This is a genomic window from Kutzneria viridogrisea DSM 43870 (assembly GCF_000525635.1).
In the GTDB taxonomy this organism is placed as follows: Bacteria; Actinomycetota; Actinomycetes; order Mycobacteriales; family Pseudonocardiaceae; genus Kutzneria; species Kutzneria viridogrisea.
Genome location: NZ_CP007155.1, coordinates 608788 through 622057 on the forward strand (window position 1 = coordinate 608788; position 13270 = coordinate 622057).

Here is a 13270-nt window from a genome sequence, read left to right on the forward strand (position 1 = left end):
CGGGTGAGCCGTGCGGCACAATCGACGGGTGACCGCTACGCCCACCCGTGAACACGCCGACGAGCAGTCCCCGAACCCGGTGCTCGCCTCCGTCGTCGAGTTGGCCCGAGCTGCCGCCCAGCAGGAGGCAGGCGACGAGCCCGTCGGCGCGCACGCCGGGATCCTCGCGGAGGACGAGGCCTCGGTCACCCACCTGTTCGACGCCGCGCACCCCGGCTACGACGGCTGGCGCTGGGCGGTGACCATCGCCACGGTCGCACCGGAGGAGCCGGTCACGGTGAGCGAGGTCGTGCTGCTGCCCGGCCCGCAGTCCCTGGTCGCCCCGGACTGGGTGCCCTGGGGGGAGCGGGTGCGCGCCGGTGACCTCGGCGTCGGCGACCTGCTGCCCACCGCCCCCGACGACACCCGGCTGGCCCCCGGCTACCTGGCCTCCGACGACCCCGCCGTGGAGGAGGTGGCCCGCGAGGTCGGCCTCGGCCGGGTGCGCGTGCTGTCCCGGTTCGGTCGGCAGGACTCGGCCAAGCGCTGGGAGGGCGGCGAGTTCGGCCCGCGCAGCGACATGGCCCGCAGCGCACCGGCCAACTGCGGCACCTGCGGCTTCTACCAGCAGATCGCCGGTTCACTGGGCGCCGCGTTCGGCGTCTGCGCCAACGAGATCGCCCCGGCCGACGGGCACGTGGTCAACGTGGGCTACGGCTGCGGCGCGCACTCCGAGGCCGAGGTCGACACCGGTTCCCAGGTGCCCGTCGCCGAGCTGGTCTACGACGACTCCGAGCTCGAGATCGAGTCCTGACCGAGTCGTCCCGAACGCCCGGCCCCTGCGAGGAGAGTTCGTGACCGACTTCGGCATCGCTGAGCTGCGCACGTCCGTGCTGGAGGCCTGGCGCGGTTCGCCGACCAGGTTCCGCGAGGACGCCAACGCCGAGGAGGACCTCCGGCTCGGCGGCTACCGGGACCGGCTGCTCGTGGAGCTGGCCCAGAACGCCGCCGACGCCGCGGGCACCGGCGGAACGCTGCGACTGTCCGTTGTGGACGGTGAGCTGCGCGCGGCCAACACCGGCGCCCCGCTGACCGCCGAGGGCGTGGCCGCGCTCGCCTCGTTACGGGCCTCCGCCAAGCGCGGTGCACGAACGGTCGGACAGTTCGGCGTGGGCTTCGCCGCCGTGCTGGCCGTCACCGAGGCCCCGCGCGTGGTGTCCACCAGCGGCGGGGTCGCCTTCTCCGCCGAGCGCACCCGGCAGGCCGCCGCCGACCTGCCCGGGGTCGCCGAGCGCGGTGGCGCCGTGCCGGTGCTGCGCCTGGCCTGGGACCTGCCCGAGGACGAGCCCGCGCCGCCGCAGGGCTTCGACACCGAGGTGCGGCTGCCGCTGCGCGCCGAGGTGTCGGTCGAGGACCTCCTGGCCGGGTTCGCCGTGGAGGCCCCGGACCTGCTGCTGGCCCTGCCCGGGCTGAGCAGGATCGAGGTCGGCGAGCAGGCCTGGTGGCGCGAGGACGGCGCGGACGGGGTCGTGCTCGTGCACGGGCCCACCGGGCAGGCGCGCTGGCTGCTGTGCCGTGCCTCCGGCGAACTGGACGCCGATGCCGTCGAGGGCCTGGGCATCGAGGCCCGCGAACGTCCTGAGTGGACGATCTGCTGGGCCGTCCCGGTGGACGAGCACGGCGTGCCGCAGCCGCTGGGCGAGGACGTGCTGCACGCGCCCACCCCCACCGACGAACGACTGTCCCTGCCCGCCCGGCTGCTGGGCAGCGTGCCGGTGGAGTCCTCCCGGCGCAGGCTGCTGCCCGGACCGGCCACCGACGCGGTGCTGGCCAACGCCGCACGAACGTTCGTGCAGTTGGTGCTGGCCCTCGCCCCGGAGCACCGCATCGCCCTGGTGCCGGTGCCCGACTTCCCCAAGTCCGAGGTCGACGGCACGCTGCGCGCCCTGGTCACCGCCGAGCTCCGCGCCGCGAGCTGGCTGCCCGCCCATGAGGACGGCGTCCTGCTCGTTCCGGCCCGCGCCAGGGTGCTCGACGTGCTCGCCCCCGAGTTGGCCGAGCTGCTCGCCGAGGTCGTCGACGGCCTGGCCGCCGCGGAGCTGTCCAACCAGACCTGCGCCCGGCAGCTGGCGGCACTGGAGGTGCCCCGGATCCGGCTCGCCGAGGTGGTCGCCCTGGTCTCCGGCCAGGACCGCGAACCGGCCTGGTGGGCCGGGTTCTACGCCGCGCTGGCCCCGGTCGCCGAGCAGGACGCCACGGCCCGCGAGGAGCTGGGCGGGCTGCCCGTGCCGCTGGTGGACGGGCGCACCGTCACCGGCCCGCGCGACGTGCTGCTGCCCGACTTCGACCAGGAGACGATCGGCGCACTGTCCACAATGGACGTCATGGGGCTGCGGGTCGCGCACCCCGAGGCCGTGCACCCGCTGCTGGCCCGTCTCGGCGCCAGGGACGCGGGCCCCGCCGACCTGCTGGACGCCATGCGCACCGCCGTCGAGCGCAGCATGGAGGACGCCGAGTCCGGGTTCGACACCACCGCGCTGGTGGACACCGTGCTGTGGCTGACCGAGTCCACCGGCTCCCGGCGGGGGGAGCGGCCGTGGCTGGCGAGCCTGGCGCTGCCCGACACCGAGGGCGAGTTCCGGCACGCCGACGAGCTGATCCTGCCCGCCAGCCCGCTGCGCGAGGTGTTCGACGCCGAGGTGATCGGCAAGGACGCCCCGGTGGGCGTGCTCGCCGAGGAACTCGCCGGGCGCTGGCCCGCCGAGGTGCTCGCCGCCGTCGGGGTGATCGACTCCTTCGTGGTGGTCTACGAGGAGTCGCCCGGCGGCCCGGACCACGAGCTGGCCGACGAGGAGCTGTGGTGGCAGGCCGTGGACGGGGACCTGAACCCGCCCGCCGAACTGCTCGGGGTGCGCGACCTGGACCTGGTCGACGACCAGCGCTGGCCGCAGGCCCTGCGCCTGCTCGCCGAGCAGCCCGAGACCTGGCAGGCGGTGACCCGGGCGGGCGGCTACACGGGCTGGTGGCTGGCGCGCAACGCCCGGCTGGCCGGTGCCGCCCCGCGCGAGTGGCGGCTGCCCGCGGCCGAGGCGCTGACCGGCTTGTACGACCCGATCCCCGACGTGGGTGTGCGTGCCGACCTGCTCGCCGCCATCGGCGTGCGCGCCGAGCTGACCGCCACCGGCCCCGCCGACACCGCGGACGTGCTGCGCCGCCTGGCCGACCCGGACCGCGCCGTGCCGCCCGGCGTGGCCATGCGGGCGCACCACGTCATCGCCGAGGCCGTGCGCGGTGGCCTGGTCGAACCGTCCGAAGTGGACTTGCCGGACGAGGTGCGGGTGCTCACCGGGCGGGTCGTCAGCGGTGAGGGCGCGGTCGTGCTGGACTCGCCGTGGCTGCTGGCGGCCTTCGCGCCGGAGCAGGTCGTCGCCGCCGACCCGGACGACGCCGAGGCCCTGGCCGAACTGCTCGACCTGCCACTGGCCGCCGACGAGGTGGACGCCGACGCGCTGATCGGCAACGGCCTGCCCGTGGCCTGGGCCGATCTCGGTGCCGTCGTGGCCGCCAGCGAGCTGCTGGACCGCCCGGTGCCCGAGGGCCTGGTCGTGGTGCACGACGAGCTGTCGGTGCGCCGAGGTGGCGCCGAACACCGCGTGACGTGGTGGGTCACCGAGGACGGGGTGGTGCACGCCGAGGACAGCCCGGCCGGACTGTCCCGCGCCCTGGCCTGGGCCGTGGACCGCTGGGGCGACCGGCACCTGCTCGCCGCCCTGCTGGACGACCCCACCGCCGCGACCTACCTCGCCTGACCGCGAGTCCCGCTCTCCTGCGGGTGAGTCCCGCTCTGGGGGTGGTGAGTCCCGGGCTGGGGAGCGTGAGTCCCGTTCTGAGGGTGGCGAGTCCCGGGCTGCTGCACGTGAGTCCCGTGCTCCGGTGGGTGAGTCCCGGTCTGGGGTGGGTGGGTCCCGTTCACGGGACGGTGAGTCCGGTTCTCGTGGGTTGTTGCTCGGGTCGCCCGCTGGACTGATGCGGGCTCTCCCGAGCGGGCACGGTCATCAGTACTGGATGCTGTGCCCGCTTCGCTCTTGGCGCCCCTCCGGGGCGCGGCGTCTTCGCTTGGGTCCGGTCTCTTCCCTTGTCCGAAGATGATCACTGGACAGATGTGATCATCTTTGGCCTGCGGTCCAGAGACCGGCGCGAAGACGCGGGACCGGCGCGAAGACGCGGGACCGGCGCGAAGACGCGGGGCGCGGGGTGGGCGAAGCTGGGGCGGGACTCGCGCTCCGGTGGGCGGGACTCGGCGTCGGCTGGGCGGGACTCGCGTGCCCCAGCGCGGGACTCATGCTCCTGGAAGCGGGATTCGCGTGCCCCGAGGTGGGACTCGGGCTCCGGTGGGCGGGACTCGTGGGCTCCAGGGCGGGACTCGCGTGCCTCTGGCCGGGACTCGTGCGCCCCTGGCCGGGACTCACGGGTCGGTGGGCTCAGATCAGGCCGTCGCCCTCCTGGGCGCCGCGGGCGCCGCGCCGGGCCGCCGCGCGTTGCCAGCGGAACACGGCGTAACCGGAGAAGCCCAGCACGACACCGGCCAGGCAGGAGTAGGTCCACAGCTGGGGTGCGCCGGTGACCAACAGCACGAGGAAGGCCACCAGGAACAGCGCGGTACCGGCCACCACCACCGGCACCGGGTCGGTCAGCGACTTGGGCAGCGGCGGCGGGGTCCGGGGGTTAACCGGCTCGTTACGGTGTTCCTCTTTGGACTTCTCGGCCACGTCGGGCAGGCTACCCCGCCATGGGCGTGAACGGGCTGGACCGGTTCTTCAGGATCAGTGAGCGGGGCTCGACGGTGGGCCGCGAGGTGCGCGGCGGGCTGGTCACCTTCGTGACGATGGCCTACATCGTGGTGCTCAACCCGTTGATCATCGGCAGTTTCTCGGCGGCCGACGCGGGGGCGCACCGCGACGCACTGGGCGGCATCCTGCCGGTGCCGCAGGTCGCCGCGGTCACGGCGCTGGTCGCCGGGGTGATGACCATCCTGATGGGCCTGCTGGCGAACTACCCGTTCGCCATCGCCACCGGGCTGGGCATCAACAGCCTGGTCTCGGTCACCATCGCCCCGCAGATGACCTGGCCGGAGGCGATGGGCCTGGTCGTCATCGAGGGCCTGGTGATCGTCCTGCTGGTGTTCACGGGATTCCGCACGGCGGTGTTCAACGCCGTGCCGCCCGCGCTGAAGTCCGCCATCGCCACCGGCATCGGCCTGTTCATCTGCTTCATCGGACTGGTGGACGCGGGCTTCGTGCGCAGGCTGCCCGACGCCGCGCACACCACGGTCCCGGTCGGCCTTGGCATCAACGGGTCCATCGCCTCCTGGCCCACCGCGGTGTTCGTGGTCGGCCTGGTGCTCACCGGTGTGCTGGTGGCCAGGAAGGTGCGCGGCGCGATCCTGATCGGGGTGCTCGGCTCGACGGTGCTGGCCATCGTGGTCGAGGCCCTGGTGCACGCGGGCCCCTCACAGGGCGTCAACCCGAAGGGCTGGGACCTGGGTTATCCCGCGCTGCCACAACAGATCCTGGGCCTGCCCGACCTGTCGCTGGTCGGGCAGGTGTCCTTCGGGGCGTGGACCCGATTGCCGATCATCACCGTGGTGCTGCTCGTGTTCACCTTGGTGCTGGCCGACTTCTTCGACGCCATGGGCACGATGACCGGGCTGGGCAAGGAAGCCGGGCTGGTCGGCAAGGACGGGCAGTTGCCCAACGTGGGCAGGGCGCTGTTCGTGGAGGGCCTGGCCGGTGCCGCGGGCGGCCTCGGTTCGGCCAGCTCCAACACCGTGTTCGTGGAGTCGGCCTCGGGCATCGCCGAGGGCGCCCGCACCGGCCTGTCCAACGTGGTCACCGGCCTGCTGTTCCTGGCCGCGATGTTCCTGACCCCGCTGTACCAGGTGGTGCCGGTGGAGGCGGCGGCCCCGGCGCTGGTGGTGGTCGGCGCCATGATGATGAGCCAGGTCCGCGACATCGACTTCAGCGACTTCACCATCGCGCTGCCCGCGTTCCTGACCATCGTGGTCATGCCGTTCACCTACTCCATCGCCAACGGCATCGGCGCGGGCTTCATCAGCTACGTGCTGGTGCACCTGGCCACCGGCAAGGCGCGCCGGATCCACCCGCTGATGTGGGTGGTGGCGGCGGCCTTCGTGGCGTACTTCACCGTCGGACCGATCCAGGCTGCGCTGAACGGGTGAGCCGGGACACAGAGTTAGTGAGGTATGCTAACTACATGGGTGAGCCCGACCCGACCGAGCCCTCGCTCGCCAGCCGGTTGCGGCTGGCGGTCGTGCGGCTCAACCGCAGGATGCGGGCTCAGCGCACGAGTTCCACGGTGTCGCTGACACAGGTGTCGGCGATGTCCTGTCTGGGCAAGTGCGGGCCGTTGACGCCGGGGGAGCTGGCCGCCAAGGAGGGTGTTCAGCCACCGTCGATGACCCGGGTCATCGCCACACTGGAGGAGAGCGGGCTCGTCTCACGGCGGCCGCACCCCACCGACGGCAGGCAGGCGATCGTCGAGCTGACCGAGCAGGGAAGCGCCTACCTCAGGGCCGAGGTCTCGGCCAGGGAGGCGTGGCTGGACCTGACCCTCGCCCGGCTCACAGAACAGGAGCGGGAGCTGCTCTCCCGCGCGGCGGAGATCATCGACAGGATGGCGGGTCAGTAACGGGTGTCGGCATACGCGGAGAGCACCGGCGAAGAGCAGGTTTCCACCCCTCCTGCACCGATTCCCGATCCCGCAAGCGGATCTTCGGCAAACCCGGCGCCACCTCCGCGCAGCACCGGCATGTTCGGTTCCCTGCGTGAGCGCAACTACCGGCTGTTCGCCAGCGGGCAGATCGTCTCGCTGATCGGCACCTGGATGCAGCGCGTGGCCCAGGACTGGCTCGTGCTGGAACTGTCCGGCCGCAGCCCCGTCGCGCTGGGCATCGCCGCGGCCCTGCAGTTCTTACCCACGCTCGGGCTGTCCCTGTGGGCGGGCGTGCTCGCCGACCGGATGGACAAGCGCAGGCTGCTCATGCTGTTGCAGGCGTCCATGGGGCTGTGCGCGCTGGCGCTCGGGCTGCTCGACGTCACCGGGCTCGCGCAGCTGTGGCAGGTCTACCTCTTCTGCTTCGTGCTCGGCTGCTTCTCCGCGGTGGAGACCCCCGTTCGGCAGTCCTTCGTGGTCGAGATGGTGGGCAAGGCGCAGGTCACCAACGCCGTCGCGCTCAACTCGATGACCTTCAACATGGCCCGGATCGTCGGACCGGCCATCGCCGGGATCATGATCACCCTGATCGGCACCGGCTGGGTCTTCCTGGTCAACTTCGCCAGCTTCGCCGCCGTGCTGGCCGGGCTCGCGCTGATGGACGCGGCCAAGCTGCACCGCGCGACCCCCGCTCCCCGCGAACGCGGGCAGCTGCTCGAAGGCCTGCGCTACGTGCGCGGACGGCCCGATCTGGTCATGCTCATGGTGCTGGTGTTCCTGGTCAGCACGTTCGGCATGACCTTCTTCACCACGCTCGCGGTGGCCGCCGCCAACGTGTTCGGCCAGGGCGCCGACGGCTACGGCCTGCTGTCCACGATGCTCGCCGTTGGCACGCTCACCGGCGCGACGCTGGCGGCCCGCCGCAGCACACGAGGACGGCCGCGGCTGCGGCTGCTGTTCGGCGGCGCGCTGGTGTTCGGCGTGCTGGAGATCCTGCTCGGCCTGATGCCGACCTACCTCAGCTTCGGGCTCATGCTGATCCCGATCGGCGCCGCGCTGATGACCTTCACCACCACCGCCAACAGCACCGTGCAGCTCGCGGTCTCCCCGCAGATGCGCGGTCGCGTGATGGGGCTGTACATGCTGGTCTTCCTCGGCGGCAACCCGATCGGTGGACCGATGACGGGCTGGCTGGCCGAGCAGTTCGGCGGTCGTGCGCCGTTCATCGCGGGCGGTCTGGTGTCGCTGGTCGCGACCGTGGGCTGCGCGCTGCTGCTCGTGCGCCGCGGTGGTGTGACGGTGCCGAGGCCGCGTTGGCTGCGCGCTCGGGGCTGAGGCCGTCCCGGACTCGCCAGCCCGCCTGACCCCTGACCTCACCCGCCTGGGTGAGTCGCGGGCGGCTGTCCGGAGCTGAGGGCAAGTACGTCTCGCCTGGTCGAGCGCTCTGTTCGCGCCGTTCGCCGCAGTGCTCTGGTCTGACTGGCGGCGGCGGTGCACGCCGGACTGTTGACCGCCTAGTGAAGTTAGGCTAACCTAATTCTTGTCCGCTTCGTGGTGGGAGCGGCAGTCAGTTCGGGAACAGATGAGGCCCCGGGTCAACCGACCCGGGGCCTCATCGCTCGTTCAGGCCAGCGCCCGGCGCAGCACCTCGGCGGCCTGGCTGATCGCGGCCTCCGCGGCGTGGGTCCCGCGCAGCGCGTTGAGCATCACGAAGTCGTGGATCGCGCCCAGGTAGCGGGTCGCGGTGACCTCGACCCCGGCCGTGCGCAGCTTGGCGGCGTACGCCTCGCCCTCGTCGCGCAGCACGTCGGCCTCCGCGGTGATCACCAGCGCGGGCGGCAGCCCGGTGAGCTGCTCGGTGCTCGCGCGCAGCGGCGAGGCGGTGATCTCCGCGCGGGCGGACTCGTCGGTCGTGTACTGGTCCCAGAACCACTGCATGGCGTCGCGGCGCAGGAAGTAGCCGGTCGCGAACTGGTGGTACGAGTCGGTGTCGAAGGCCGCGTCGGTGACCGGGTAGAACAGCACCTGCTGGCGGAACCGCACCCCGCCGCGCTGCTTGGCGAGCAGGGTCACCGCGGCGGTCATGTTGCCGCCGACCGAGTCGCCCGCGATCGCGATCCGCTCGCTGTCCAGCCCGTGCTCCGAGCCGGAGCGCTGCACCCATGCGGCGACGCTGTAGTTCTGCTCGATGGCCACGGGGTACTGCGCCTCGGGGGAGAGGCTGTACTCCGGGAAGACCACGGCGGCCCCGGTGCGCACCGCCAGTTCGCGGATGAGCCGGTCGTGCGTGTGGGCGTTGCCGAACACCCAGCCCGCGCCGTGCAGGTAGACGATCACCGGCAGCGGCCCGGTCGTGCCCTGGGGGCGCACGATGCGCACCGGTACGCCGTCGGCCACCAGGTCCTCGACGTCCACGGCGGGCTTGTCCACGTCCCCGGCCTGCACCTCGTCCACGGCCTTGCGGCCCTGTTCGGGGCCCAGGTCGAACAGATAGGGCGGGTTCGCGGTGGCTTCGACGAACTCCTGGGCCGCCTGCTCCAGAACGACGCTCATGACTTCCTCCTCGGTTGGCCTGGCCGGAAACATAGTGCACGATTACATCGTGCACAACTAAAGCTGGCGCGTTAGGGTTGTGTCATGGACGACAGGCGGGACTCGTTGCTGCTGGACGACCAGCTCTGCTTCGCGCTGTACGCGGCGAGCCGGGCGGTGACCGGTCTGTACCGGCCGCTGCTGGACGAGCTGGGGCTGACCTATCCGCAGTACCTGGTGCTGCTGGTGCTCTGGGAGAACGGGGACTGCCCGGTCAAGGACCTGGGCGCCGCGCTGCACCTGGACTACGGCACGCTCTCGCCGCTGCTCAAGAGGTTGGAGGCCACCGGGCTGATCCGCCGTGAGCGGCGGCCCGAGGACGAGCGCTCGGTGCGCATCGCGCTGACCGAGCAGGGCCTCGCGCTGCGCGAGAAGGCCAGGGACGTGCCCCCGGTGATCGGCGAGGCCATGGGCCTGCCGCCCGAGGAGTTCGACGCACTGCGTGCCGCACTGCGCAAGCTGACGAGCTCGGTCACGGCGTACCTGGGTTGAGACAGGCGTCGGGGCCCTCCCCGTGGGAAGGGCCCCGACTTCTCGGCAGCTTCGCTTGTCGGAGCATCCACCGCCGGGCTCAGGAGGGCGTCAGGCGCCCAGCTGCAGACCGTTCTGACCGGCGCGCGCGGCCTCGAAGCGCGCGGCCACGTCCTCCCAGTTGACGACGTTCCACAGGGCGTTGATGTAGTCCGCCTTGAGGTTGCGGTACTGCAGGTAGTACGCGTGCTCCCAGATGTCGAAGGCCAGCAGCGGGGTGGTGGCGATCGACAGGTTGGAGTGGTGGTCCTTCAGCTGCTGGGTGATCAGCCGCTTGCCCACCGGCTCCCAGGCCAGGATGCCCCAGCCGGAGCCCTGGATGGTGCTGGCCGCGGCGTTGAGCTGTGCGCGCAGGCCGTCGAAGGAGCCGAAGAACTCGTCCACGGCGCTGGCCAGCTCGCCCACCGGCTTGTCGCCGCCGTTGGGGCTGAGGTTCTTCCACCACACCTGGTGCAGGGCGTGGCCTGCCAGGTGGAACGCCAGCGTGGTCTCCAGGCCGACGATGGAGCCGAAGGAGCCCTTGTCCCGGGCCTCGTCGATCTGCTCCAGGGTGTCGTTGGCGCCCTTGACGTAGGCGGCGTGGTGCTTGCTGTGGTGCAGCTCGTTGATCTCGCCGATGATCGCCGGCTCCAGAGCGCCGTAGTCGTAGTCGAGATCGGGAAGCACGTACGGGGCCATGACCCCCTCCTCATCGCACTGATGCAACTCTCTCTTAGTTGCAAACTAGTCGCAACTAGTCGGGGGCGCGATGTCGGGGGGTTCACGCGCGGCCGGGGAATAGGACAGCGGCGGGTCCCAAGTGGAGGGGCGGGACCCGCCGCTGGCCTCCCGACCGGGCGATTGGAACGTCACTGACGACCGGGTGGCACCTGGGTAGGCGCCGGGACCCGGCAACGGGTTGCTCGTGTGCTCAGCCGATGGGCCAGGTGTGCACCGGGTCTCCGGCGTGCATCAGCTCCACGTAGCGGCGCAGCATGCCGACCAGGGCGGAGTGCCTGCTGTTGCCGCGCTGCTCCAGCAGCGCCACCGTCTCGCGCTGCCAGGTGGAGCCGGTTCTGCGCGCCACGCAGCGGTGCTCGATCACACCGAGGTAGCGCTCGCGCGCGGCATCGGACACGCCGAGGTCGCGCAGCCCCTCGTGCGCCATCGGCAACAGCCTGCGCAGCACCAGTTCGTCCGGCGGGATCCAGCCGATGCCCGGCCAGTACAGCTGGCTGCCCAGGCCGTGCCGTGCACCCGCGTACAGGTTCTCCTCGGCCGCCTGGAACGACATCTGTGTCCACAGTGGACGTTCCTGTGAGCACAGTGCCCGCTGCGCGCCGTAGAAGAACGCCGCGTTGGCCAGGATGTCCACCACGGTCGGCCCCGCGGGCAGCACCCTGTTCTCCACGCGCAGGTGCGGCACCCCGTCGACCAGGTCGTAGACCGGGCGGTTCCAGCGCCAGATCGTCCCGTTGTGCAGGCGCAGTTCGTTCAGCTTCGGCGCCTGCCCCTGCGACAGCACCTCCAGTGGGTCCTCTTCGTCCAGTACGGGGAGAAGTCCCTGGAAGTAGCGGGCGTTCTCCTCGAACAGGTCGAAGATGGAGGTGATCCAGCGTTCACCGAACCACACCCTGGGCCGCACGCCCTGGTTCTTCAGCTCCTCCGGCCGGGTGTCGGTGGCCTGTTGGAACAACGGGATCCTGGTCTCGTGCCAGAGCGCCTTGCCCAGTAGGAACGGCGAATTGGCCGCCAGGGCCACCTGCACCCCGGCCAGGCACTGCGCGGCGTTCCAGTGCGCCGCGAAGTCGTCGGGACGCACCTGCAGGTGCAACTGCACGGAGGTACAGGCCGCCTCCGGCAGGATCGACTCGGCGTAGCTGCGCAGCCGCTCGGGTTCACCGCTGGAGATCGGTTGACCCTCCATGCTCAGCACCATCTCCTCGCCGCGTGCGGCGAAGATCTCGTTGTTGAGCAGCGAATACCGCCGATTGGCGGTCAGCCAGCGCGGGTCGAAGTGCTCACGCCGCAGCGTGGGCAGCACCCCGATCAGCACCAGCGCCGCACCGGCGTCCTTCGCCTTGGTGTCGGCGTTGTCCAGGGTCTGCCGCAGCTCGCGTTCCAGGTCCAGCGCCTCGTTGCCCGCCAACGGCCGCGGCGGGACGTTGATCTCCAGGTTGTGCTGGCTCAGCTCGGTGGTGAACGAGGGGTCGTCGATCTTCTCCAGCACCACCGAGTTCGCCATCGCCGGGCGCAGCGCCTCGTCGACGAGGTTGAGTTCTATCTCAAGACCCATTTGCTGCTGCGAGAACGAGAAAACATCATCCGCGAGCATTCTGGCCAATGCGTCCAGACATCTCTGGACCTTCTCGCGGTAACGCTGGCGGTCCTCCCGGCTGAAAGATCGGTCGGACACGTCCTTGCCCATGCCGCCTCCCACTTCGGTCTGCCCGGTCAGCAGGCGCCTGAAGCGAGAGCCCACCGTGACACACGGGTTATCCGGTCGCTAGCGGCCAAATCGGTGCTCTCTGTCACATTGGCATAACGGGTTGTAAGAACGAGCTGGTCGGGGTGAGTGGGATGCCCGGGGCCGGCCGGGCCCAAACTTCCGCTGGTCGAGAAATGGCAGACTTCCCCCCGTGGCGCAGGTGATCGAGATCGACGACCCCTCCGACGCCCGGCTCGAGGACTTCCGGGACCTGTCAACCGCCGACCGGCGGCCTGACCGGCCGGGTGGTCGCGGCCTGGTGATCGCCGAGGGCGTGATCGTCGTGCAGCGGCTGCTCGCCTCGCCCTACCCGCCGCGGGCCCTGCTCGGCGTGCCGCGCCGGATCGCCGAACTGGAGCCCGAGCTCGCCGGGGTCGACGTGCCCGCCTACGCCACCTCCGCCGAGGTCATGGCCGAGGTCGTCGGCTTCCACCTCAACCGGGGTGTGCTGGCCGCCGCCGACCGGGCCCCGCGCCCCACCGCCGAGCAGCTCATCGCCGGGTCGCGGCTGCTCGCGGTGCTGGAGGGGGTCGGCGACCACGAGAACCTGGGCGCCCTGTTCCGCAACGCCGCCGCGCTGGGGGTGGACGGGGTGCTGCTGGGTGCGGGCTGCTCGGACCCGCTGTACCGGCGCAGCGTCCGGGTCTCCATGGGCCACGTGCTGCGGGTGCCGTTCACCGAGCTCAGCCCGTGGCCGGACGGGTTGGACCTGTTGCGCCGACACGGGTTCACCGTTGCCGCGATGACCCCCAGGCGGCAGGCCCGCCCGCTGGCCGCGACCGGCCTCGGCGGCGGCAAGGTGGCCGTCGTGCTTGGCTCGGAGGGGCCGGGGCTGACCGAGGCGGCCATCGAGGCCGCCGACCTGACCGTGCGCATCCCGATGGCCGCAGGCGTGGATTCCCTCAACGTGGCCACGGCGGCGGCGGTAGCGTTTCACGCGCTGGGCAACCCGTGACCATCGAGGAGCGA

At 71.5% G+C, this 13270-nt stretch carries 11 protein-coding genes; 7 read left to right on the top strand and 4 right to left on the bottom strand.

The window, feature by feature from the left end; all coding sequences use genetic code 11:
- The first annotated feature begins 28 nt into the window (after nucleotides 1-28).
- Nucleotides 29-793 (top strand): DUF3027 domain-containing protein, encoded by a 765-nt coding sequence (locus tag KALB_RS02930; protein ID WP_042220156.1) that lies wholly within the window; start codon nucleotides 29-31, stop codon nucleotides 791-793.
- 40 nt (nucleotides 794-833) lie between these two features.
- Entirely contained in the window at nucleotides 834-3788 is a 2955-nt protein-coding gene (locus KALB_RS02935; protein ID WP_025354232.1) for an ATP-binding protein, read from the top strand.
- A gap of 672 nt (nucleotides 3789-4460) precedes the next feature.
- On the opposite strand, the gene KALB_RS02940 is transcribed toward KALB_RS02935, so the two are convergent.
- Complete coding sequence (locus KALB_RS02940) at nucleotides 4461-4748, bottom strand: DUF2530 domain-containing protein (RefSeq protein WP_025354233.1); 288 nt, start codon at nucleotides 4746-4748, stop codon at nucleotides 4461-4463.
- Between the two features lie 20 nt (nucleotides 4749-4768).
- Here KALB_RS02940 and KALB_RS02945 point away from each other — a divergent pair, with 20 nt between their 5' ends.
- From KALB_RS02945 to KALB_RS02955, 3 genes are all read left to right on the top strand, one after another.
- Nucleotides 4769-6217, top strand: coding sequence for an NCS2 family permease (locus KALB_RS02945; protein ID WP_025354234.1), 1449 nt, complete (start codon nucleotides 4769-4771; stop codon nucleotides 6215-6217).
- Between the two features lie 35 nt (nucleotides 6218-6252).
- Nucleotides 6253-6687, top strand: a complete 435-nt coding sequence (locus tag KALB_RS02950; RefSeq protein WP_025354235.1) for a MarR family winged helix-turn-helix transcriptional regulator — start codon at nucleotides 6253-6255, stop codon at nucleotides 6685-6687.
- A 120-nt stretch (nucleotides 6688-6807) separates the two neighbouring features.
- The gene (locus KALB_RS02955) at nucleotides 6808-8046 is read left to right on the top strand and encodes an MFS transporter (protein ID WP_025354236.1); all 1239 of its coding nucleotides are present in this window, start codon (nucleotides 6808-6810) and stop codon (nucleotides 8044-8046) included.
- A 288-nt stretch (nucleotides 8047-8334) separates the two neighbouring features.
- Here the strand turns inward: KALB_RS02955 and KALB_RS02960 are convergent, their stop codons facing one another.
- A complete protein-coding gene (locus tag KALB_RS02960) occupies nucleotides 8335-9264 on the bottom strand; it encodes an alpha/beta hydrolase (protein WP_025354237.1) in 930 nt (309 codons plus the stop codon).
- Between the two features lie 84 nt (nucleotides 9265-9348).
- Here KALB_RS02960 and KALB_RS02965 point away from each other — a divergent pair, with 84 nt between their 5' ends.
- Complete coding sequence (locus tag KALB_RS02965) at nucleotides 9349-9795, top strand: MarR family winged helix-turn-helix transcriptional regulator (protein WP_025354238.1); 447 nt, start codon at nucleotides 9349-9351, stop codon at nucleotides 9793-9795.
- Nucleotides 9796-9885: 90 nt separating this feature from the next.
- Here KALB_RS02965 and KALB_RS02970 read toward each other — a convergent pair whose 3' ends face one another.
- Nucleotides 9886-10512, bottom strand: a complete 627-nt coding sequence (locus KALB_RS02970; protein WP_025354239.1) for a superoxide dismutase — start codon at nucleotides 10510-10512, stop codon at nucleotides 9886-9888.
- A gap of 232 nt (nucleotides 10513-10744) precedes the next feature.
- Entirely contained in the window at nucleotides 10745-12241 is a 1497-nt protein-coding gene (locus KALB_RS02975; RefSeq protein WP_025354240.1) for a glutamate-cysteine ligase family protein, read from the bottom strand.
- Between the two features lie 211 nt (nucleotides 12242-12452).
- Here KALB_RS02975 and KALB_RS02980 point away from each other — a divergent pair, with 211 nt between their 5' ends.
- Entirely contained in the window at nucleotides 12453-13256 is an 804-nt protein-coding gene (locus tag KALB_RS02980; protein WP_025354241.1) for a TrmH family RNA methyltransferase, read from the top strand.
- Nucleotides 13257-13270: the final 14 nt, after the last annotated feature.